Here is a 20,940-nt window from a genome sequence, read left to right as displayed (position 1 = left end):
ATGCAGCAGCGTTGTGAAGTGGCCGTGCTCGGTCTGGGTGCCATGGGTGCAGCCACTGTCTATCAACTGGCGAAGGCCGGAGTCGATGTAATTGGCGTCGATCGCTATGCCCCTCCGCACACACAAGGCTCCAGCCACGGCGATACCCGCATCACACGACTGTCGGTTGGCGAGGGCCCGCAATACCTGCCGCTGGTACGCAGTTCGCACAGCATCTGGCGCGAACTTGAGGCGCTGAGCGGCGAGTCGCTGTTCGAGCAGTGCGGAGTGCTGGTGATGACCTCCAGCCCTGCGTACGATCCTGAAGACAGTAAAGACTTCACCCACCAGACCATCGCTTTGGCCCGCACCTATGGCGTGAAGCACGAAGTATTGTCGGCGGCGGCCATTCGCGAGCGCTTTCCCCAATTCACCCCTGTTCGGGATACCGCCATTGGCTACTTTGAACCCGAAGGCGGATTTGTCCGGCCAGAGCGCTGCATCGCGGTACAGCTGCGTCTGGCGAGGCAACACGGCGCAAGGTTGCTGACCCATGAGACGGTCACGCACTTACAGGCACAGGGTGATCAGGTGCGTATTACCACCGACAAGGGCACGATCATCGCTGACAAGGTCGTGGTCAGTGCGGGCATGTGGTCAGCCGAATTGCTCGGCGCTCCGTTCCGCGATCTGCTGCGGGTGTGTCGGCAAAAGCTGTTCTGGTTCGAGTTGCAGGAGAATGCCGCTTTTGCACCACGTTCGCCGAGCTTCATTCTGACTCACGGGCCCGGGGAGGATGATGTCAACTATGGCTTCCCGCCCCTGCCCGGTGAAAACAGTATGAAGGTCGCCACCGACCAATACATTGAAGCATCCGCTGCCGACCAGCTGGACCGCACTGTTACGGCAAGGGAGGAGCAGGAAATGTTCCAGACCCAGGTGCAGGGCAAGATTGCGGGACTGACGCCGAACGTGGTCAAGTCTTCGGTCTGCGCCTACACCGTCACGCCGGACTGCCACTTCATCATCGATGAACACCCCCATCTGAAGAACGTGACAGTGGTTTCGGCCTGCTCCGGTCACGGCTTCAAACACTCAGCCGGGCTCGGGCTGGCCCTTGCGCAACGCTGTATTCACGGCACCAGCGATGTAGACCTTTCAGCCTTCTCGCTGGCGCGTTTCACCGCGCAGAACTGACCAACGACACTCAGCGCGCCACAACGAAGGCCTCGTCAATACGCGCCAGATCGGTGTCGCGCAACGTACCGGCGTAGTAATGCAGTTTGATCCAGGCCATCAAGTAATCGTAACGGGCTTTCGCCAGATCACGCCGGGTGCTGTAAAGCTGCTGTTCGGCGTTGAGTGCGTCCAGGCTGATGCGCTCGCCGCCGAGAATGCTCTGACGTGTCGACTCGACCAGTGCCTGTGCAGAGACCAGTGCTTTCTGATAAGCGCGCAACTTGCTCACCCCTGACGCACAGGCGTTGAACTGGCGACGCAGCTCGATCAGGGTTTCGCGGGTCTTGCCCTCCAGCTCGTATTCCGCCTGCTCGCGCTTGCTGTTGGCCTGACGCACCGAGGCGCTGGTGCCGCCTCCGGCGTACAGCGGCAGACTGAGCTCGATACCTATCGTGTTGGTGTCGTAACGCTGATTGTAGGTGTTGCCGCTGTCCGATTCGTTCTGACGGATACTCGCGTAAGCATTCACCGTCGGCAGATGCCCGGCGCGGTTGCGCTCCACCTCGTATCGCGCCACTTCCAGCGACTGGCGTTGCGAGGCCAGGATCGGGCTGTTGGCCATGGCCAGCGCATGCCACTCGGTAAAGCTGGACGGTGCCAGCACCAGCGCCTGAAAACTGTCCCTCAACGGCTCCAACTGCGCAACATCGATACTCGACTCGCCCAGCAACGCGGCCAGTTCGCGCAGGGCCGCGTCCTGCTCGTCGCTGGCTTCTATCTGCTCGGCAATCGCCAGCTCGTTGCGCGATTCCGCTTCAAGAATGTCGGTGCGGGTACCCTCGCCTTGCTGGAACATTTGCCGGTTCTGCGCAAACTGGCGGTCGAACGCCTGCTGTTTGGCGCGGGCTATATTGATCTGGTCCTGCGCGAACAGTGCCTGGGTATAAAGGGTCAGAACCCGCACCAGCAATTCCTGACTCTTGCTGCGAAAGGTCTCGTCGGCAAACAACGCCTGGGCCAGGCCTTTGCGGTAATTGGCATAGGCTTCGTAATCGATCAGCGGCTGCTGAACCGTCAGGCTTGAACCAAAGCTGTTGTAGTGGCGATGGTCAGTGGTGTCTTCACGGCCGCCTTTGAGGGTGGCCTTGGAGTCGTTGCGTCCTTTGTTGTAGCTGTATGAAACACGCGGCAACAAGCCTGCACGACCAATCACCCGGTTTTCCAGGCCCGCATCGCGCTCCTTGAGCGCGCCCAGGTAAGTCGGGTCGTTGCGAAGCGCCAGCTCATAGACCTGAAACGGGCCCATCGCATGACTCAATGAAGCAGTGCCCAGCAGGATGGCCGTCAGCAAAGCGGCTTTCAGGGGATGACGAGACATCCTATTCCTCCGTCAACGCGGAGCCGGCACGGTCCAGCAAAGGTTTGAACAGATAATTGAGCAGCGAGCGTTCGCCCGTGCGCACAAACATTTCAGCGGGCATGCCCGGCTTGATCACCAACCCGTTGAGTTTTTCCAGTGCCGCATCGCCCACCGAAGTGCGCAGCACGTAATAGGGCTGGCCGGTTTTCTCATCCTGCATCTGATCGGCGGAAATCAGGTTTACCTCACCGGAAACCCGCGGCGTGCGACTTTGATTGAACGCAGTGAAGAGGATATCGACCGGCAAATGGCTGGCGACCTTGTCGATCAACTGCACCGGCAGACGCCCTTCGACTTCAAGCCGTGTGCCCTGCGGTACAATTTCCAGCAGGGTTTCACCGGCACGCACCACTGCGCCTTCGGTGTGCACGCCCAGGTTGACGGCGATGCCATCAGCAGGGGCAAGAATTGCACTGTGCTGCAGACTGAAACCTGCCGAAGCCAGTTGTTGCTCAAGGGTAAGCGCCTTGACCTGGGCATCGGCCCACTGGCTGCGCACTTCTTTCTGATATTCCTCGCGCTGCTGCTGAAGACGCAACCGCGACTCGACGATCCCCTGCTCTATCCGCCCGGTTTCGCCTGCGTTCTGCGCCAGGCTCTGCTGCACTTGAGAAAGCTGGCGTTGAAACTCCAGCAGACGGTTGCCTGGAATGAAACCGTTCTGCGCCAAGGGCTCCAGGTTACTCAGTTGCTTGCGTAGCGAGTCAGCCTGAGCCAGCAGGTCCGATCGAGCGCGGCGCATACCGGCGAGTTGCAGCCCGGCACCTTCGATACTCGCCTGCAAACCGGATTGCTCTCGAGCCAGCGCCTGTCGCCGACTGCTGAACAGTTGCCGCTGGCCCTCAAGCACGAGCGCCAGACGCGGGTCGGGGTTCTGCCCCTGCCCGGCGGCAATCAGTTCTGCGGGAAAGTGCACCTCATCCAGGTTGTCGCGCTCGCTCTGCCAGCGGGCCAGGCTGGCCCAGGCCATTCGATACTGGGCACGCAGCGATTGCACGTCGGCCTCGACCTGAGTCTGATCAAGGCGAAACAGCGGCTCGCCCTCCTTTACCGACTGGCCTTCGCTGACGAGAATTTTGCTTACAACGCCGCCATCCAGCGACTGCACGGCCTTGCGCTTGCCCGACACCACGACGGTGCCTTGCACGGCAATGCCCTGATCCAGCGGGGCGAGACTGGCCCACAGAAAGAAGCTGCCCGCCCCTGCCAGCATGAGAATCCAGCCTGCGCGAACGAAGAACTGCACGCCGCGCTCCTTGCCCGGCACGGCGTAATGAGTGTCGATGGGGCTGTTCATACGTCGGACTGCCTGTTCTGCGTGCCGTACTGACGGCTCATGGAAAGCCCGGCGGGTGCAGGGCGAGATTGCGATTGAGGGTGCTGCGGTGCTTGCCCGGGCGATGCCTGTCCGGACAAAGCCTGCAACACCTGAGCCGTGGTGCCGAATGCCTGCATGCGACCTTCGCTCAGCACCAGCAGACGATCGGTCTGGTTCAGAGACTGTGTGCGGTGGGTGACGAGCACGACGGTACAACCGCGGGTCTTGAGCTCAGCGATCGCCTGAGTCAAAGCCGCTTCGCCCGCGGCGTCCAGATTGGAATTGGGCTCATCAAGTACCACCAGTCGCGGATCGCCATACAATGCTCGGGCCAACGCGACGCGCTGTTTCTGACCGCCTGACAAGCCAGCGCCATCGTCGCCCAGCCGCGTGTCGTAGCCCTGCGGCAGGCGCAGAATCAATTCGTGTACGCCCGCCAGTTGCGCAGCAGCAACCACGGCGCTCGCGTCGCCCTCGCTAAAACGCGCGATGTTTTCTGCCACGGTGCCACCGAAAAGCTCGATGTCCTGCGGCAGATAACCGATATAGGGGCCCAGCGCCTCGCGGTCCCAGCGATGCATGTCGGCCCCGTCCAGACGTACCGTTCCACCCAGCACCGGCCAGACACCGACCAGCACGCGTGCCAGGGTCGATTTGCCGGAACCGGATGCTCCCAGTACACCGAGCACTTCACCAGCTTGCAGTTGAAAGCTCACTTGCTGAATCGTCGCCGATGTCTTGCCCGGAGGCGCAGCGCTGACCTGTTCCGCGCTGATCTGACCGCGCGGTGCTGGCAGTGGCATGCGCGGCGCGGGCTCGGCGTAGGTCTTGAGTAACTGGTCCAGACGTCCGTAAGCCAGGCGTGCAGAACTCCATTGTTTCCAGACTGCGATCAGTTGATCGATGGGGCTGAGGACCCTTCCCATGAGGATCGAACCGGCGATCATCATGCCTGCGGTCATGTCTCCGTTTATCACCAGCAGTGCGCCCAGGCCCAGCACCAGCGACTGCAGACAAAGGCGCAGGGCCTTGCTGATCGAACTGATCACCGCTCCAGTGTCACTGGCACGGTTTTGCAAGACCAGAAAGCGCCCATGCACATGGAACCAGCGACGCCGCAGCACTTCGAGCATGCCCATCGCCTGGATCGCCTCGGCCTGTTGCAGGTGCCGGGTCGCCAATTGCGCAGACTGCTGCGAGTACCCGCTGGCCTCGGCCAGCGGTTTGCGGGTCAGCCATTCGTTGAGGCAGGCCAGTCCGACCAGCAACACTGTCCCCACACTGGCCAGCACGCCAAGCCAAGGGTCGAAAAGGAAGATCACCGCCAGGTAGATGGGAAACCACGGGGCGTCGAAGAACGCGAACAACGCCGGCCCGGTGAGAAACTGACGGATAAAGGTCAGGTCACCCAGCGCCTGCCCAGCCTGACGCTGTCCGGCGTGCAGGTTGCTCTCGAACGCAGCCTGATAGACGCGCAGATTGAAACGCCTCTCCAGCTCGCTGCCGATGCGGATTACCACAAAGCTGCGGACCATCTCCAGCAGGCCGATAAACGCAAAGAACCCGACCACCATCAGCGTCAGCATGGCCAGGGTAGTCTGGTTCTGCGACGTCAGTACACGGTCATAGACTTGCAACATGTAAATCGATGGAGCGAGCATCAACACGTTGATCAGCGCGGTAAAACAACCGACACCAATCAACACGCTCTTGTAGTCAGCCAGCGCTTTATAAAGCGGCGGCCGGGCGCTTTGGGGCAACGCACTCATGGTTGTTCCTTGATGGTCTTGCTGGTGACGGAGTGACATCCCTGGGTTTTAACAAACAACTCGCGCAGGTCCATGAAACGCTTAATCGGCGAGCCGTCCAAGAACCAGCACTTCACCGCCGGGCAGACGCGCCTGATAGATCTGCTCCCCCATGTTATTGAGGTGAATCAGGCGATTGCCTTCCTTGTCGGTAAATGCCAGGCCATCCGGAGTCGGAAACCAGCCAGTGGGGGCTTCGTGCAACCACTTTACTGCACAGGCGAGATCGCCCGTCAGTTTCGGTACATCAGTGTTGAGGTGCAGCTCACAAACTTCGTCCGTGTTTCCCTGAAGCGAAAGTCGCCACTTGCCACTTAGCTCAGCTGGGTCGGGCAGTTTCAAACTCATGGCCATGCTTGCTCCAGAAATACCCACCAGCAGCGCAAAAGCCACTGGCACGATTCGAACAACGTGATTGATCTTCATGATGGGGTACTTTCCAGATCATGGACGACAGCAGGGTCGTCCATGATTGTTACAGATTAAACCACGATATCAGTAGCCAACGCTTGACCAACAGTCCCTACGAGGAAGTCCCCCACACCCTGACCTGTGAAGTCGATCGCCAGGCTACCCAGATTGCTGCTCTGGTTGTAGCTGAGGATCGCTTCGCCGACATGGCCGCTGAACGCGTTGACGAACTGCAGCGCGCTCAGCGTGGAAATGGCCGATACATCGATTTTGTCCTGACCGCTGACAAAGTCACGAATCGTATCCTGCGCTGCACGGTTGGAATCGGAACTGGCACCAAACACAAAAATGTCTGCACCAGCACCACCGGTCAGGCTGTCGGCACCGCCACCACCGTAGATGATGTCGTTGCCGGCACCACCTTTAAGGTCGTTGGCAGCGGCATTGCCGATCAACAGGTCGTTGCCCGAACCGCCCACCGCGTTTTCAACCACCACGCCTTTGGCAATTGAAACGTTACCCACCATGCCACCCACGTCCGAGAACGAGGCCGCATTGAGGTTTATCTTCTGGTTCTGGGTGAAACCCGAGAAGTCGAGGGTATCCTTGCCCCCGCCGTCCCACACCGAGAACACCACCTTGGAAGAGGCAGAAGTGGCGCTGTAGAAATCACGCCCGGCGGTGGAGTTGAAACCGTAGACCGTATCACCGGCACGGGTGCTCATGTTCGCGCCATAGAGCTGCTGAACGGCAGTGATGTCATCCAGCAACGGTGCCGAAGAGTATAACGGAGCGCCGCCCTTGACGAAGTTCTGGTCAGTGTTGGACTCACTCCAGTAACTCATGACGCTGTAGCCACGGGTGTCTTCTGCGTAAGTGGCGTCCTTGTAGCTCGGATTGCCCTCGCCCGCATTGTAGTCACCCGGGTGAGACAGGCCCAGAGTATGGCCGATTTCATGAGTGAGGGTCTGACGGCCGTAGTTGCCATTGTCCGGGGTGGTGTTGACCTAGTAGCTGTTATCGACAAGGTACCAGGACTGGCCGTCAGTGCGGCTGTTGCCGCTGGGCAGGTAGGCAAAAGCCGCCCCGCCTGCGCTGCGGTTGCTGTAGTTACCGAAGGTCATATGCCCGTCGCCGCCGGAAGCGGCCTGGGTAAAGCTGACCTTGGCAACGTCTGCCCAGGATTGCATCGACAATACGGCCTGTGCTTTCTGCTGTGCGTTGAACGCACTGAAAGTCCCCAGGCAGGTTTGGCGGTCAGAAAGGTGTATGTGAGGTTGATAGTGCCGTTGCCATCGCGATCAGTCCACGCAGCGTTGTCGCGAAGGATGTAATCGGCGGCCTGATCGACCGAGTACGAAGGCTTGCCATTGATCGTGAGGTTACCGCCACGGTCATACTGGTGAGCGAACGTATTGATCTGGTCGAAAGAGGTGCTGGTAGCAGCAGAGAGTTGAATTGCAGCATTTTCTTTGACTTTCGTCATGACACTTCCTTGTTTGCTGATTAACAGGTTAGGTACGGCAGGACTCCCCCTGTAGCGAGAGAGTCCAGTCACTCGCCTTGTGGTGCGTAATGCGTTGAAGCGTAACAAAGCTGACACATTTAGAAATCTTGTGTCCAGCTCTGTTCCATGATGTCAATTAGCCCAAAACGAGGAAGTGCCACAGGCCTTGGGGAATCGTCCGATATTATTTTTTGTGATGATCAAAAGCTGATAAGTGCTTGAGCAGACGAGGACAATCTTGATAAAGATGACTGATCGGTCAGGTTGCCTACCATGCGTAATTTGACTGGACGGACAGTCTCTGACCAATCCGGCTTGCCCTTCCCAGGCTGCCGGAAAGGCATATCGCCATCACCTGAGATCCTGACACTTCTCAAATCCCGGAAATGCAAAAGCCCCGAAAGATCGGGGCTTTTGTTTAACGCATTTGAAGCGCAACGGCCTGAGTACTCAGGCCGAAGTCATCAGTCGTCGCGGCTCATGATGCCGAAAATCTGCAGCAGGCTGATAAACAGGTTGTAGATCGATACATACAGGCTGACCGTCGCCATGATGTAGTTGCGCTCACCACCCTGAATAATCGCGCTGGTCTGGAACAGAATGCAGACCGAAGAGAACAGCACGAAGCCTGCGCTGATCGCCAGTTGCAAACCGCTGATCTGGAAGAACATGCTGGCCACTACTGCGCCAAGCAGAACGAAGAAGCCTGCGGTGATGAAGCCACCCAGGAAGCTCATGTCCTTGCGGGTGATCAACACGTAAGCCGACAGACCGCCGAAAACCAGTGCGGTCATCGCGAAAGCGGAGCTGACGACTTCAGCGCCACCGGCCATGCCCAGATAACGGTTAAGGATAGGGCCAAGCAGGAAACCCATGAAACCTGTCAAGGCGAAGGTCGAAACCAGGCCCCAGACCGAATCACGCAATTTATTGGTCAGGAAAAACAGACCATAGAAGCCGATCAGTACCACGAAAATGTTCGGATAGCCGACGCGCATCTGCTGAGCGACAAATGCCATGACACCACTAAAAGCCAGCGTCAGAGCGAGAAGACCGTAAGTGTTGCGCAGGACACGACTAACCTCTAGCTGGTCGGCCTGCATGCCGGTTTTAAGGCTGTAATCCTGTTCGCGCATGGCGAAACTCCTTCCTGTTGAAATGTTGAGTTGCAAAGATCATAACAGAGGCACTGCAACTGGCTAGTCACAGAGTTTGACAGCTTGTTTCATTCCGGTATTATGGCGCCCGCAACGATAGTGGAGGTATGGCCGAGTGGTTTAAGGCAGCAGTCTTGAAAACTGCCGACTGTAACAGGTCCTAGAGTTCGAATCTCTATGCCTCCGCCATATTTGGTAGCGCAAAGCCCTGATTATTCAGGGCTTTGTCGTTTCTGGGGTTTGGCTAATGCAATCGCAAGCTCATCCGCCCACGCTTGGCCCGCGCTGACAAAATGTGGATACTGCCAGTTTGCCAGCCGATGAACCATGGAAGATCCCAATGGCACCCAGCCGAACGCTTGTCCATCCTGTTGGAGGCACGCAACCCCACGCGGGCGAGATTCGGCATGCTGCCGAGTCTGACAGTCACGGCTCAGTGTCAGACACCTTTGAAATACGCCTTATCGATGAAGAGCTCGAACGCCTCGCGATCGGTCGATATGCCCGCTTCAGTCGAGCGTCAGGCAATCTCGCGGGCGGCACTCAGCCTTATCCCGACCGTATCCATACAACGGCTTCCGATGAGGGCTTCTCCGACCTGGCCATAGGGCGCTATGCGCGCTTCAGCAGACCGTCTCCCAACCTTGTTCGCGGTACACAACCGCAGGCGGACATAGCGCCGGAACAGGCGCCCTCGGCCTTCGCTCCGCAAATGCGCCATACAGAGCGTGAGTCTGAGTTCTTTACCATCCGGCAGGACTCTCCCGGCACCAACTCTTTCAGCATTCCCAAGGCACCTGATCGTCCGGCGAAGGCCAGATGGCTGCGTCCAGGGGAGCCGTTCAACGTGGCCGATATCACCTTGCCCGGCGGCATGATCTACACAGGAACGCAAAACCCGGAATTCAGGCTATCCGAACCTTCTTTCATAGACGCTGCCTTGCCGGTGGCCGGTTCCGATGCGCCTCCCGCTGCACGGTCGGCATACTATTGGTCGACCTATAAAGACCTCGAACCTGCGGCACGCCGGGGCTATCTGCAGTGGGTGGCAGGGGGACGTTGCGATCCTGAAGCAAGCAGCGGTTACCTGTTCATGTTTTTCCACGGCCTTGAACGGCGTTTACTGATCGACAGCCTTTCTGATCCCGACGCACGAAAAGAAATTCCCGCTTTAAGAGAGGAAATCGAGCGTTTGCGGACTGTTTATCATCGGGATTTTTCGTTTTGCAACCAGGCTTCGCGGCTTCTCGAATACCTGAGCATGCCTGTCATTTCAGGGCAGATGTATTTGCGCGAGCCACCAATGGAGTCGGCCGACTACTATGAAATGCCCATCGTGCTGCGAGTGGCGCTAGGTCAGATGGCCATCGACAAACACCCGCTGAATGCATCCTGGGCCTTGTCTTGGGCGCTGACGGATCCGAATATCTCGCGTGGCAAACCTGTTGGCAGATGCACAGATCTGTTTCAGCGGCTGTTCAGGGCCGAATATGAAGAACAGTTTCCCGATGGCCTGAAGCTGCTGAGAAACAAGACCAGACTATGGGTCGCCTATCGCCCATCGTCCGCCTACCTCGATGTACCGGAAATCCCGGTGGGCGACCTGCCAGACGTCAGCATTACGTCCGCCACTCGCAAGAAAATTCAACTCCTCGTGCAGAGCTGTGCTTCAGTACTTGCTCCATTCAGTCGGTACATGGGCCGCAATGCCGATGATCTCAATAAGCATGAGTCATTGGAGGCGCTGCTATTGCTGCCCGTGTCGCTATGGCCCGAATACGCCAGACATGAACTGCGACAGCTTCAATCGGAGGTCAGGACTGCTACGAAGCTGACGACGCTTGATCAACTGGCCATACGTTTCAAGTCTGACGGTGCCCAGGCACGCAACCAGATCGTCGCGCTGACAAAAGTGCTTGAAGGCATGCACATAGGTATGGAGCCGGATGTGCTGGCAGGCAATCGTGCGCCCAAAACTGAGGACAGCATCGTTCTGTTTGTGACCGAGCCCGATCCAGGCATGTCGAGGGTGACAGTGGATTACAATGCGGCTGTTGTCACTCTGGATCTCGCCAGCAGTGTTGCAACGGTTGATAGAGGCACAAGCCAGCGTGCAGTTACACTGCTCGAACAGCATATCGACTCATGGGGTCATCTGCGTATCTCGCATCGAACACGTCTCAAGGCATATCTGTTGATGCAACTGCAGCAGCCGCCCAACCTGGCAAGCCTGAAAAAGAAGCTGAGCTCGCTAAATCAGGACGAAAAGCAGACCATCGTCGGTTGCCTGACTCACCTGGCCCACGCTGACGGAGCGGTTACGCCTGAGAAAGTCAGACTGCTTGAGCGGATATACAGGGCACTTCGACTCGATCCTCACACCCTTTACAGCAACCTCCATGGTGCTGCGGCCGGTTCGCAGACAGGCCCGGTATCGACAGCGCTGTCAGCCACTACAGCAACAGGGCCCGACAAGAAGCCAGGCTCCGGAATCGTGCTGGACATGGGCAGGGTTGCCCAATTGCGACGTGAAACGGCAGAGGCGTCGGCGCTGCTGGCTGATGTTTTTCGCGACGATCAGGAGGACGAGCAGCAGGATGACAAGCAGATAGCCGAAGACGATGCATCACAAGACACCCCAGACACTGACGCCCATCTTCATGGGCTTGATGCGGGCCACTCTACGTTTCTGCGCCTGCTGGTTTCGCGCAACCAATGGAGTCGACGAGAGCTGGAAATCGCAACGGCGGAGATGGCGTTGATGCTCGACGGCGCGCTGGAGCAAATCAACGATATGGCATTCGAATTGTTCGACATGCCGGTTTCCGAGGGCGATGACCCTATCGAAATCAACCCGGATATTTTAAGCGAGCTTGCCCTATGAACAAGATACGAGCCAAGGATCGCGATGCGGTCATTCAATCACTGCGCGCGGGTGTCGTTCCTCGTGTCGGGCAGCACTTGATCCAGGTCGGACGGGCGGGTGAGCTGTCAGCTCTTATCAAGGATGTAGACCGGCTGGCCGAAGGCGGTTCTGCCTTTCGCATCGTGGTCGGCGAGTATGGCGCGGGCAAGACTTTCTTCCTCAACCTGGTCAGAGGCATTGCGATGGAACGCAAGCTGGTGACGATGCACGCCGATCTGAACCCCGATCGACGCCTGCACGCCTCGGGCGGTCAGGCCCGCTCCCTGTACGCCGAGCTTGCGAAGAACATGTCTACACGCACCAAGCCGGACGGTGGCGCACTTCAGGGTATTGTCGAAAAGTTTATTTCCCAGGCCAGAACCCACGCGAGTAGCAAAGGCGTAGACAGCGAGACGGTCATACGCCAGAACCTCGCCGAGCTTACGGAAATGGTCAACGGCTATGACTTTGCCGAAGTCATAGCCGCTTACTGCCGAGGCTTTAACGAAGGGAACGAACAGCTGAAAGCCGATGCAATCCGCTGGCTTCGGGGAGAATTCACAACCAGGACAGACGCTCGCGCGGCCTTGGGAGTCAGAAGCATCGTTGACGACGCGTCCGTTTACGATCAGCTCAAACTGCTTTCCCGATTTGTGCGTCTGGCAGGCTTCGGCGGGCTTATGGTGTGCCTGGACGAATTGGTCAACCTCTACAAGCTTGCCAACACGCAGGCTCGCAATGCGAACTATGAACAGATCCTGCGCATCCTCAATGACTCCCTGCAAGGATCGACTGACGGGCTGGGCTTTGTTCTGGGCGGCACGCCGGAATTTCTGATGGACACTCGCCGCGGCCTCTACAGCTACCCGGCCCTGCAATCGCGCCTTGCAGAAAACACCTTTGCCAAGACAGGCTACGTTGATCTTTCCGGCCCTGTCATTCGGCTGACCAGCCTGACCCCGGAGGACTTCTATGTCCTGCTGCTGAACCTGCGTAACGTTTATGCATACGGCGACGCGGAACAATACCTGCTTCCGGAAGAGGCGATCCCGGCCTTTATCGAGCACTGCGGTCAGCGTCTGGGTGAGGCTTACTTTAGAACGCCACGCACCACCATTACCGCGTTTATCAACCTGTTGGCGGTTCTGGAGCAAAACCCTGAGGCCAACTGGAGAAACCTTGTGGGCGCCATTGACATTGCCAGGGATGACGGCGGCAAAAGTGATTTCACTGTAGAGGCCGATAATGAACTCACAAGCTTCAAGCTCTGACTCATCCGCATTCCAACGGCTTCACCCCAATGTACAGCAATGGGTGTGGTCGCAAGGCTGGACATCGCTAAGGGATGCTCAGGAATGGGCCATCCCTGCGCTGATCGACGCTGATCGCGACGTTATAATTGCGGCCTCCACCGCAGCGGGCAAGACCGAGGCGGCATTTCTGCCCATTCTGACCCATTTGCTCAACAATACCGATGCGCCGGGCGCTGTGCTCTATATCAGCCCGCTCAAAGCCTTGATCAATGATCAGTGGGACAGGTTGACACGTCTTTGCGAGCATCTGGAGATCCCGGTGGTCGGCTGGCACGGGGATGTTTCGGCAAGCAGAAAGCATCGTTTTCTGAAATCGCCCAGCGGTGTACTGCTCATAACCCCCGAGTCGCTGGAAGCCCTGTTCGTGAACCGGGGCTCGGCACTTGCTGGCCTCTTTCAGCCCCTTCGCTACATCGTCATCGACGAATTACATGCTTTCATCGGCAGCGAGCGCGGCAAACAATTGCAGTCCCTGATGCATCGCGTGGAAACGGTCGTCGGCAAAAAGCTGCCACGCGTAGGGCTGTCTGCAACCCTAGGTGAGATGGCGCTCGCCCGCGAGTTCCTGCGTCCGGGGCAAGGCCAGCGCATGGACGAAATCATTTCTCAAACGTCGGGCCAGGACCTTCAGGTTCAGGTACGTGGTTACACCATGCTGCCGATGAAGAAACTGGCGGCAAACCTGCAGATGGTCGTCACAAAAGACAACGACAACGATCAGGATGAAGAGCAGAAAGAGGATGTCTCCGGGACCAGACACGCTATAGCCGCGCATATGTACAAGGTATTACGTGGCAGTAACAATCTGATCTTTCCCAATAGCCGCGACAAAGTTGAATGGTACGCCGACCGGCTGCGGCATTTGTGCGAAAACGACGGTTTGCCGAACGAGTTCCTGCCTCACCACGGAAGCTTGTCTCGAGACTTGCGTGAAGATACGGAGCGAGCACTGAAGGCCGGCAGCCCGCCCGCCTCGGCCGTCTGCACAACGACCCTCGAACTTGGCATCGATATCGGTAACATCAAGGCGGTCGCGCAGATCGGACCTCCGCCATCAGTGGCGAGCCTGCGCCAGCGACTAGGCCGCTCCGGGCGTCGCGCAGGTGAGCCCGCCACACTTCGCGCCTACTGCCAGGAAGACACCCTGACACCTGATTCAGACCTCTCGGATCAGCTCCGGCAAAACCTGGTGCAGACAATCGCCATGATTCGATTGTTGATCGAAAAGTGGTTCGAACCTCCAAGAGCAAACGGCCTGCACGCCTCTACGCTGGTCCAGCAATGCCTGTCTACGATTGCGCAGCAAGGTGGTGCACATGCTTCACAGCTCTGGAATGAGCTGATCGCGAGCGGAACATTCGCGGCCGTTGATAAAAACGACTTCATGGCCCTTCTCAAGACTCTGGGTGAAAAGAAACTGATCGTCCAGGACAGCTCTGGCCTGCTATTGCCTGGCGAGATCGGTGAAAAGCTGGTCAACCACTACGAGTTCTACAGCGCGTTCAGCAGCGACGAAGAATTCAGGCTGCTTCTCGATGGCAAGCCGCTAGGTTCCATTCCTGTCAGCCGCCCGCTGACCCTCGGGCAACGCATCATCTTTGCAGGCAAACGCTGGCAGGTCATGGATGTGGACCTGGAAAAGAAAGTCATTACTGTCAAACGCGCCCGTGGCGGCGAACCTCCGGTATTCGACGGACTGGGCGCAAAGATCCATGACCGGGTGCGTAAAGAAATGCGCGCGGTACTGACGGAGGTCACCCCCTGCCCGTTCCTCGATGCCAATGCACAAGTCCTACTGGCGGAAGCGCGCCAGACATTTCACCGGCTGGGGCTAGCTGACCAGTGTCTGACGGGATCGACCTCAAACAGCTATCTGCTGACCTGGGCGGGCGACTACACCAATGATGCGCTGTGCTTGCTGCTTAACCAGGCTGGGGTCATGTGCACAGCTTCGGGACTAGTACTCGAAATCAGCGCCTCTCAGGAAAGCGTGCTGACAGCACTGGGCAGGATTGCGGAACTGGACGCAACCGACGTGGAACCACTGCTGAAAGATGTGAAGAATCTGATACGGGAGAAGTGGGACTGGGCCCTGCCAAATTCGTTGCTGATCAAATCATTTGCCTCCAGCCAGCTTGATATACCGAACGCGATTGCGCTTGCGAAGACCTTGACGGCCTGACTGCCCTGCCCGCGCAACCTGATATATTGATGTCCATACCGAATCAATAATCCTGGTCATGCAATGCCCATCAATTTCGACCTAAACGACCTCCAGGCATTTCGTGCCGTGGTCGAGAATGGCAGCTTCCGCAAGGCCGCTGAAACCGTGCAGATCACCCAGCCTGCACTCAGCCGCCGTATAGAAAAGCTTGAGTCTGCGCTGAACGTGAAGCTGTTTGAACGGACCACCCGCAGGGTCAGCCTGACCACGGTGGGCCGTGCATTTCTGCCTCAGGTCGAGCGAATACTGGATGACCTCGACATCGCATTGATGACCATCGATGGCGTCGGTTCCACCCGGATGGGTAGCGTCACCATTGCTTGCGTGCCGTCAGCCGCCTACTACTTCATGCCGCAGGTCATCAGCGAGTTTCATAAGCTGTTTCCAAAAATCAGAATCCGCGTCATGGATGCCAGCGCCAACGAGGTCAACAGCGCAGTTGCCCTTGGCGAGGCAGATTTCGGGGTGAGTTTCAGCGGCAATCTGGCACCGGAGGTCGACTTCGAATTGCTTCTTCAGGAACGCTATGTGATGGCCTGCCGCCGGGATCACCCGCTTGCGACCTGCGCCAGCGTGAGCTGGGAGGAAATGTACCGCCACGACTACATCGCTCTGGACATAACGTCAGGTAACCGTCTGGTACTGGATCAGGCGCTGGCGCTCTCACGCCCGAACAAGGAGAGTATCTGCGAAACGCGGCATGTCACCACCATGATCGGCCTTGTGGAGGCCGGCCTCGGCGTGGCGGCGGTGCCCTCGATTGCCATGCCGATGACCGCTCACCCGTTTCTGGTGAGCGTGCCATTGGTTGCACCTGAAGTGGTTCGCAACGTAGGGCTGATCAAAAGTCGCGGGAGGACATTGACGCCTGCAGCCCTTGAACTGGAACGACTGGTCAGGAAGATGCCGCTACGTTCAGCGGGGAACTGAATCCAGCCCGGTAGACTGCACCGTGGCCTGCGCTTTTGGGGACGCCAGGTAATCGAGCAATGCCTTCGCCTGCTTCGGGTGCTCGGTACTGACCGGAATGCCAGCGGCGTAGCGGGTAACCGACTGAACGTCTTCCGGAATCTTCGCCACGAATGTCACGCCGGGAACCGGCAACAGTTCGGCCACCTGTTGAAAGCCCACTTCGTAGTCGCCCTTGGCAACCACTGAAGCAACCGGGATGCGCTCGATCATCTTGCCCTTCGGCGCGAGTTCCTTCTCGATACCGAGCTTTTTGAAAAGCTCTTTTTCGATGTACACACCACTGGCGCTGTCGGAGTAAGCAACCGACTTCGCCTTGAGCAGCGTGTCTTTCAACTCGCTGTCGGTACCGATTGCAGGCTTGGCCGCCCCCTCCTTCACCACCATCCCGATCCGCGAATCGGCCAGCTCGACCCGCGATGCCGGGTCTACCTTGCCTTGCTTGATCAAATCATCCAGCGCATAGCCGACCATGATCACCACATCGGCATGCTCGCCACGAGCCAGGCGGTTTGGAATGGCCTCGGGGGCCTTGCCCATCGACGGGCCAAGGATGGTGTCCAGTGTATCCCCGGAAGACGTCGCGTATTGCGGCCCCAGCAGTTTATATGCAGCAGTAAAGCCGCCTGATGTCATGACCTTGAGTTCTTCAGCCTGAGCGGCAACGCTGACTGCCATACAGCCCAGAAAAAGCACCGCCAATTGATGTTTATGCAACAGTTTCATAGTTTTTTCCTTTATTAAACAGCCAGTTGCGGGCGAACCGAAAGGTGCCGGTAGAGCACCAGGGTCGCGCCAAGCGCGCAAGCTGCAGCGAACGTCATCCAGTAAGCAGGTGCAGCCTTGTCACCGGTCAGATGGATCAACCAGGTCGAGATTGCCGGGGTGAAACCGCCGAAAACTGCTGTCGCCAGGCTATAGGCCAGAGAAAAACCGGCCACCCGTACCTCTACCGGCATGATTTCAGTCAGCGCCGGAATCATCGCGCCGTTATACAAACCGTAGAGAAACGAGAACCACAACAGCACTTCCAGCATATGAGCAAAGCTTGGCGCCTGAGCGAGAAAGGACAGCGCCGGATAAGCGCTGATGATGGTCAGCAGGGTCATCGCTACCAGCAGCGGCTTGCGTCCGAAACGGTCGCTCAACATGCCGCCGACCGGCAGCCAGATAAAGTTGGAGACACCGACCAGCAACGTCACCAGCAGCGCATCGGAGGTATTCAGATTGAGTACGGTTTTGCCGAATGTCGGTGCATAAATGGTGATCAGGTAAAACGTGGTGGTAGTCATCGCCACCATCAGCATGCCGGCAATCACCACGCGCCAGTTTTGCAGCAGCGTCGCGAACGCCTGTCGCATGGTCGGACGGTGAGCGCGCGTGGCGAACTCTTCGGTTTTCTGCAGGCTGCGGCGTAGCAGGAAAATGAACGGGATGATCAGGCAACCGATGGCGAACGGAATTCTCCAGCCCCAGTCGGCGACAGCAGCAGGTGTCATCCATTGGTTCAAGCCGTAACCCAGCGCAGCAGCGACAACGATTGCCACCTGCTGGCTGCCTGACTGCCAACTGGTGTAGAAGCCCTTGCGGCCGGGTGTCGCCATCTCTGCCAGATACACCGACACGCCGCCCAATTCCGCGCCTGCGGAAAAGCCTTGCAGCAAGCGGCCGACCAGCACCAATGCCGGTGCCCACAAGCCGATGCTCGCATAACCGGGCACCAGGACAATCAACAGCGTGCCACTGGCCATGATCGACAGAGTCACGATCAAGCCTTTGCGCTGGCCCACGTCATCGATGTAAGCGCCCAGAATAACGGCACCCAACGGGCGCATCAGGAAGCCCGCACCGAAGACCGCGAAGGTCATCATCAGCGAAGCAAACTCACTGCTGGCCGGGAAAAAGGCGGAGGCGATCTGGGTGGCGTAAAAGCCAAACAGGAAGAAGTCGAATTGCTCGAGGAAGTTGCCTGAAGTGACGCGAAATACTGCTCCGGCCTTCGACCGGGTGTTGCCTGTTCCTGATGGGGATGAGCTGTGCATCAGTGTTCTCCAGCGATCTTATTAGAGTGTTGTAAGCGCTTATGAGGAAGGAGTCTGCCGGACACACTTTGAAACGATAAGTGCTATATTTTCATCGATTGATGCCCGATGAACATCAATCGACACTCAGACGGTTTCGCCCTGACCCAGTGCTTGCAGGTCGAACCGCGCCAAACTCACACGTCGGCCCTTGAATTCTTTATCATTGCGGATGTTTTGTTGGCAGAGCCGATCATGAAATTCGCCATCTCACTTTTTTCCGCCGCCCATGCGCCCTCCTCGCGAAGAGCCTTGCTGTTCGCCAAAGCCGTACTCGCAGGCGGACATGAGATCGTCCGGTTGTTTTTTTATCAAGACGGCGTACACAGCGCGTCGGCCAATGTCGTGACGCCTCAGGATGAGCAGGATATGGCCCTGCAATGGCGTGACTTCATCGCCGAACACCACCTGGATGGCGTGGTATGCATCGCCGCCGCGCTGCGTCGTGGCGTGCTTGATGCCCAAGAGGCCGAGCGTTATCAGCGGCCAGCGGCGAATCTGCGGGAGCCTTGGGAATTGTCCGGGCTGGGGCAGTTGCACGATGCCGTGCAATCGGCTGATCGTTTGATCTGCTTTGGAGGGCCGTGACATGCCCAGATCATTATTGGTAGTCAGCCGTCAATCGCCGTGGTCCGGCCCCGGTGCCCGTGAAGCGCTGGACATCGTGCTGGCGGGGGGTGCATTCGATCTGTCAGTCGGCCTGCTGTTTCTGGATGACGGGGTTTTCCAGTTGTCGCCGCAGCAGTTGCCCGACGCCCTGCAACAGAAAGACCTGACCGCAAACCTCAAGGCCCTGTCGATGTTCGGCGTTGAAGACCTGTATGCCTGCGGGCAAAGCCTGACCGAGCGCGGCATCCCTGCCAGCGCATTGAGCGAAGAAATCAGTCAGTTGTACACACGCTCCGAACTGTCGGCACTTTTTGACCGCTACGACGAGGTGATTACGATCTGATGACTACTTTGCACGTTCTCTCCCATTCGCCTTTTGCCGACACCCGACTGGACAGCTGCCTGCGCCTGCTGGGCCGTGGCGACGGCGTATTGCTCTGTGGCGATGCTACTTATGCACTGACGCCGTCATGCGCACCATTGAAATCCCTACAGCCCCTGGTCGATTCATTGCAGTTATTTGTGCTTGATGAAGACATCAAGGCACGCAATCTGCCACTGCCCACCGGAGTAAACAGCATCGACTACCCTGCCTTCGTGGAACTGTCCTTACGCTTCGACAAGGTCAATACCTGGCTATGAAACAGTTGACGATTGACGGGCACAGCATCGAACTGGACAAGGATGGCTTTCTGCAGGACCTCAACGACTGGTCGCTGGACGTCGCACACGCTCTGTCCGCTGAGGAAGGTATCACCCTGAGTGCCGAGCACATTGAAATCCTCCAGTTGCTGCGGGATTTCTACGCCGAGTTTCAGCTTTCGCCAGCCACTCGGCCGCTGATCAAATACACCGCACTGAAGCTGGGTACGGAAAAAGGCAACAGCATGCACCTCAACCGCCTGTTCAACGGCACTCCCGCCAAACTCGCCGCCAAGCTGGCGGGCCTGCCTAAACCGACCAATTGCATATGAACGATTACGCCGCGCTTGTTACCGAAACACCTGAAGAGCATCCCTTTGCGACATTTGTGCGCATTCTGGGCAAAGGCAAACGCGGTGCGCGCAACCTGACGCGCGAAGAAGCGCGAGAGGCCATGGGCATGTTGCTCGATGAGAAAGTCGAGGACACTCAGCTCGGGGCATTCCTGATGCTGCTGCGCCATAAGGAAGAAAGCCCTGAGGAACTGGCGGGGTTTACCGAAGCCGTGCGCGAACGCCTGAATGCTCCGGCGATTCAGGTCGATATCGACTGGCCGACCTACGCAGGGAAAAAGCGTCATCTGCCGTGGTACTTGCTGGCGGCCAAGTGTCTGGCGCAAAACGGCGTGAAGATCCTCCTGCACGGCGGCGGTGCCCATACTGCTGGACGCCTGTACACCGAACAATTGCTCGGCCTGCTGAATATTCCCCTGTGCCGCAACTGGTCAGCAGTCGAAACCTCGCTTGAGCAAGGCAATATAGCGTTCATTCCGCTAGGGGACTGGGCACCGCAGCTGCAACGCATGATTGATCTGCGCAACACGCTGGGCCTGCGCTCCCCCATTCATTCTCTGGCACGCATTCTCAACCCGCTTCAGGCCCGTTGCGGCCTGCAAAGCATCTTTCATCCGGGCTATCAGAGCGTGCATCGCGATGCCAGCAGCCTGCTGGGCGACAACGCCATTGTGGTCAAGGGTGACGGTGGCGAAATCGAGATCAATCCGGACACCATCAGCCATTTGTACGGCACCACTGGCGGCCAGCCTTGGGACGAGGAGTGGCCAGCGCTTTCGCCGCGCCGTCACGTAAAACCGGCGACACTCGACCCGCAGCAACTGTTGGCCTTATGGCGCGGGGAAATCGAAGACAGCTACCCGCAACTGGCGTTGATATCGACAATCGCGCATGCCCTGCGCGGCCTGGGTGTCGCTCGCGACGACGCTTTCGAGCAAGCCCGAGTGTTCTGGGATCGCCGCGCCAAGAACCTTTGACCTATCGGCTGTGACGATCACCAGCCCCCATAATCTTACGCGTTTTAGGTCGAACCGATGCGCCCTGGCTGACCTCCAAGCTCTATAA

17 protein-coding genes, 1 tRNA gene and 1 pseudogene are annotated in these 20,940 nt (G+C 58.0%); 11 read left to right on the top strand and 8 right to left on the bottom strand.

Going from position 1 to position 20,940, the window contains the following annotated elements; all coding sequences use genetic code 11:
• Positions 1-1,176, top strand: a complete 1,176-nt coding sequence (gene solA / locus AO277_RS21720) for an N-methyl-L-tryptophan oxidase (protein WP_044317692.1) — start codon at positions 1-3, stop codon at positions 1,174-1,176.
• A gap of 10 nt (positions 1,177-1,186) precedes the next feature.
• Here the strand turns inward: solA and AO277_RS21715 are convergent, their stop codons facing one another.
• From AO277_RS21715 to AO277_RS21690, 6 genes and pseudogenes are all read right to left on the bottom strand, one after another.
• Positions 1,187-2,536 carry a TolC family outer membrane protein gene (locus tag AO277_RS21715; protein ID WP_044317691.1) on the bottom strand — a complete coding sequence of 450 codons (1,350 nt, stop codon included), beginning with the start codon at positions 2,534-2,536 and terminating at the stop codon, positions 1,187-1,189.
• 1 nt (position 2,537) lies between these two features.
• Complete coding sequence (locus AO277_RS21710) at positions 2,538-3,875, bottom strand: HlyD family type I secretion periplasmic adaptor subunit (protein WP_005745685.1); 1,338 nt, start codon at positions 3,873-3,875, stop codon at positions 2,538-2,540.
• Positions 3,872-5,665: a type I secretion system permease/ATPase gene (locus AO277_RS21705; protein ID WP_044317690.1), complete on the bottom strand. Its 1,794-nt coding sequence runs from the start codon at positions 5,663-5,665 to the stop codon at positions 3,872-3,874. The genes AO277_RS21710 and AO277_RS21705 overlap by 4 nt, the downstream gene beginning before the upstream one ends.
• An 81-nt stretch (positions 5,666-5,746) precedes the next feature.
• Positions 5,747-6,130 carry a protease inhibitor Inh/omp19 family protein gene (locus tag AO277_RS21700; RefSeq protein WP_005731893.1) on the bottom strand — a complete coding sequence of 128 codons (384 nt, stop codon included), beginning with the start codon at positions 6,128-6,130 and terminating at the stop codon, positions 5,747-5,749.
• A 56-nt stretch (positions 6,131-6,186) separates the two neighbouring features.
• Positions 6,187-7,601: pseudogene (locus tag AO277_RS21695) on the bottom strand (serralysin family metalloprotease).
• Positions 7,602-8,086: 485 nt separating this feature from the next.
• Positions 8,087-8,758: a Bax inhibitor-1/YccA family protein gene (locus AO277_RS21690; protein WP_002553978.1), complete on the bottom strand. Its 672-nt coding sequence runs from the start codon at positions 8,756-8,758 to the stop codon at positions 8,087-8,089.
• Positions 8,759-8,880: 122 nt separating this feature from the next.
• On the opposite strand from AO277_RS21690, the gene AO277_RS21685 reads away from it, so the two are divergent.
• From AO277_RS21685 to AO277_RS21665, 5 genes are all read left to right on the top strand, one after another.
• Positions 8,881-8,968, top strand: a tRNA-Ser gene (locus tag AO277_RS21685).
• A gap of 151 nt (positions 8,969-9,119) precedes the next feature.
• Positions 9,120-11,663 (top strand): tellurite resistance TerB family protein, encoded by a 2,544-nt coding sequence (locus tag AO277_RS21680; protein WP_080899159.1) that lies wholly within the window; start codon positions 9,120-9,122, stop codon positions 11,661-11,663.
• Positions 11,660-12,955: an ATP-binding protein gene (locus tag AO277_RS21675; RefSeq protein ID WP_031594952.1), complete on the top strand. Its 1,296-nt coding sequence runs from the start codon at positions 11,660-11,662 to the stop codon at positions 12,953-12,955. The genes AO277_RS21680 and AO277_RS21675 overlap by 4 nt, the downstream gene beginning before the upstream one ends.
• A gap of 43 nt (positions 12,956-12,998) precedes the next feature.
• Entirely contained in the window at positions 12,999-15,179 is a 2,181-nt protein-coding gene (locus tag AO277_RS21670; RefSeq protein WP_044317689.1) for a DEAD/DEAH box helicase, read from the top strand.
• 63 nt (positions 15,180-15,242) lie between these two features.
• Complete coding sequence (locus tag AO277_RS21665; protein ID WP_044317688.1) at positions 15,243-16,151, top strand: LysR family transcriptional regulator; 909 nt, start codon at positions 15,243-15,245, stop codon at positions 16,149-16,151.
• Here the strand turns inward: AO277_RS21665 and AO277_RS21660 are convergent.
• Both AO277_RS21660 and AO277_RS21655 read right to left on the bottom strand, forming a co-directional pair.
• Positions 16,137-16,916, bottom strand: a complete 780-nt coding sequence (locus AO277_RS21660) for a substrate-binding domain-containing protein (RefSeq protein WP_044317687.1) — start codon at positions 16,914-16,916, stop codon at positions 16,137-16,139. The genes AO277_RS21665 and AO277_RS21660 overlap by 15 nt on opposite strands.
• 14 nt (positions 16,917-16,930) lie before the next feature.
• On the bottom strand, positions 16,931-18,232 hold the full coding sequence (locus AO277_RS21655) for an MFS transporter (protein ID WP_044317686.1): 1,302 nt from the start codon (positions 18,230-18,232) through the stop codon (positions 16,931-16,933).
• Between the two features lie 234 nt (positions 18,233-18,466).
• Here AO277_RS21655 and tusD point away from each other — a divergent pair, with 234 nt between their 5' ends.
• The 5 genes from tusD to AO277_RS21630 are packed head-to-tail and all read left to right on the top strand — an operon-like array spanning position 18,467 to position 20,852.
• Positions 18,467-18,859 (top strand): sulfurtransferase complex subunit TusD, encoded by a 393-nt coding sequence (tusD, locus tag AO277_RS21650; RefSeq protein ID WP_002553985.1) that lies wholly within the window; start codon positions 18,467-18,469, stop codon positions 18,857-18,859.
• 1 nt (position 18,860) lies between these two features.
• On the top strand, positions 18,861-19,223 hold the full coding sequence (gene tusC, locus AO277_RS21645) for a sulfurtransferase complex subunit TusC (protein WP_002553986.1): 363 nt from the start codon (positions 18,861-18,863) through the stop codon (positions 19,221-19,223).
• Positions 19,223-19,522 carry a sulfurtransferase complex subunit TusB gene (gene tusB / locus AO277_RS21640; RefSeq protein ID WP_044317685.1) on the top strand — a complete coding sequence of 100 codons (300 nt, stop codon included), beginning with the start codon at positions 19,223-19,225 and terminating at the stop codon, positions 19,520-19,522. The genes tusC and tusB overlap by 1 nt, the downstream gene beginning before the upstream one ends.
• Complete coding sequence (locus AO277_RS21635) at positions 19,519-19,854, top strand: TusE/DsrC/DsvC family sulfur relay protein (RefSeq protein WP_044317684.1); 336 nt, start codon at positions 19,519-19,521, stop codon at positions 19,852-19,854. Before tusB ends, AO277_RS21635 begins: the two co-directional genes overlap by 4 nt.
• Entirely contained in the window at positions 19,851-20,852 is a 1,002-nt protein-coding gene (locus AO277_RS21630; RefSeq protein ID WP_044317683.1) for a glycosyl transferase family protein, read from the top strand. The genes AO277_RS21635 and AO277_RS21630 overlap by 4 nt, the downstream gene beginning before the upstream one ends.
• Positions 20,853-20,940: the final 88 nt, after the last annotated feature.

Source organism: Pseudomonas amygdali (assembly GCF_002699855.1).
Classification (GTDB): Bacteria; Pseudomonadota; Gammaproteobacteria; order Pseudomonadales; family Pseudomonadaceae; genus Aquipseudomonas; species Aquipseudomonas amygdali.
Note: the sequence above shows the minus strand (reverse complement) of the source record. Positions and strands in the feature narration are given on the sequence as shown.

What these genes read in the sequence shown, in the direction of transcription:
- AO277_RS21660 (WP_044317687.1), bottom strand. Translation starts at nt 16,916, where the DNA reads ATGAAACTGTTGCATAAACATCAATTGGCGGTGCTTTTTCTGGGCTGT.
- AO277_RS21705 (WP_044317690.1), bottom strand. Translation starts at nt 5,665, where the DNA reads ATGAGTGCGTTGCCCCAAAGCGCCCGGCCGCCGCTTTATAAAGCGCTG.
- tusB (WP_044317685.1), top strand. Translation starts at nt 19,223, where the DNA reads ATGACTACTTTGCACGTTCTCTCCCATTCGCCTTTTGCCGACACCCGA.
- AO277_RS21680 (WP_080899159.1), top strand. Translation starts at nt 9,120, where the DNA reads ATGGCACCCAGCCGAACGCTTGTCCATCCTGTTGGAGGCACGCAACCC.
- AO277_RS21635 (WP_044317684.1), top strand. Translation starts at nt 19,519, where the DNA reads ATGAAACAGTTGACGATTGACGGGCACAGCATCGAACTGGACAAGGAT.
- AO277_RS21690 (WP_002553978.1), bottom strand. Translation starts at nt 8,758, where the DNA reads ATGCGCGAACAGGATTACAGCCTTAAAACCGGCATGCAGGCCGACCAG.
- tusD (WP_002553985.1), top strand. Translation starts at nt 18,467, where the DNA reads ATGAAATTCGCCATCTCACTTTTTTCCGCCGCCCATGCGCCCTCCTCG.
- tusC (WP_002553986.1), top strand. Translation starts at nt 18,861, where the DNA reads ATGCCCAGATCATTATTGGTAGTCAGCCGTCAATCGCCGTGGTCCGGC.
- AO277_RS21715 (WP_044317691.1), bottom strand. Translation starts at nt 2,536, where the DNA reads ATGTCTCGTCATCCCCTGAAAGCCGCTTTGCTGACGGCCATCCTGCTG.
- AO277_RS21655 (WP_044317686.1), bottom strand. Translation starts at nt 18,232, where the DNA reads ATGCACAGCTCATCCCCATCAGGAACAGGCAACACCCGGTCGAAGGCC.
- AO277_RS21665 (WP_044317688.1), top strand. Translation starts at nt 15,243, where the DNA reads ATGCCCATCAATTTCGACCTAAACGACCTCCAGGCATTTCGTGCCGTG.
- solA (WP_044317692.1), top strand. Translation starts at nt 1, where the DNA reads ATGCAGCAGCGTTGTGAAGTGGCCGTGCTCGGTCTGGGTGCCATGGGT.
- AO277_RS21630 (WP_044317683.1), top strand. Translation starts at nt 19,851, where the DNA reads ATGAACGATTACGCCGCGCTTGTTACCGAAACACCTGAAGAGCATCCC.
- AO277_RS21675 (WP_031594952.1), top strand. Translation starts at nt 11,660, where the DNA reads ATGAACAAGATACGAGCCAAGGATCGCGATGCGGTCATTCAATCACTG.
- AO277_RS21710 (WP_005745685.1), bottom strand. Translation starts at nt 3,875, where the DNA reads ATGAACAGCCCCATCGACACTCATTACGCCGTGCCGGGCAAGGAGCGC.
- AO277_RS21700 (WP_005731893.1), bottom strand. Translation starts at nt 6,130, where the DNA reads ATGAAGATCAATCACGTTGTTCGAATCGTGCCAGTGGCTTTTGCGCTG.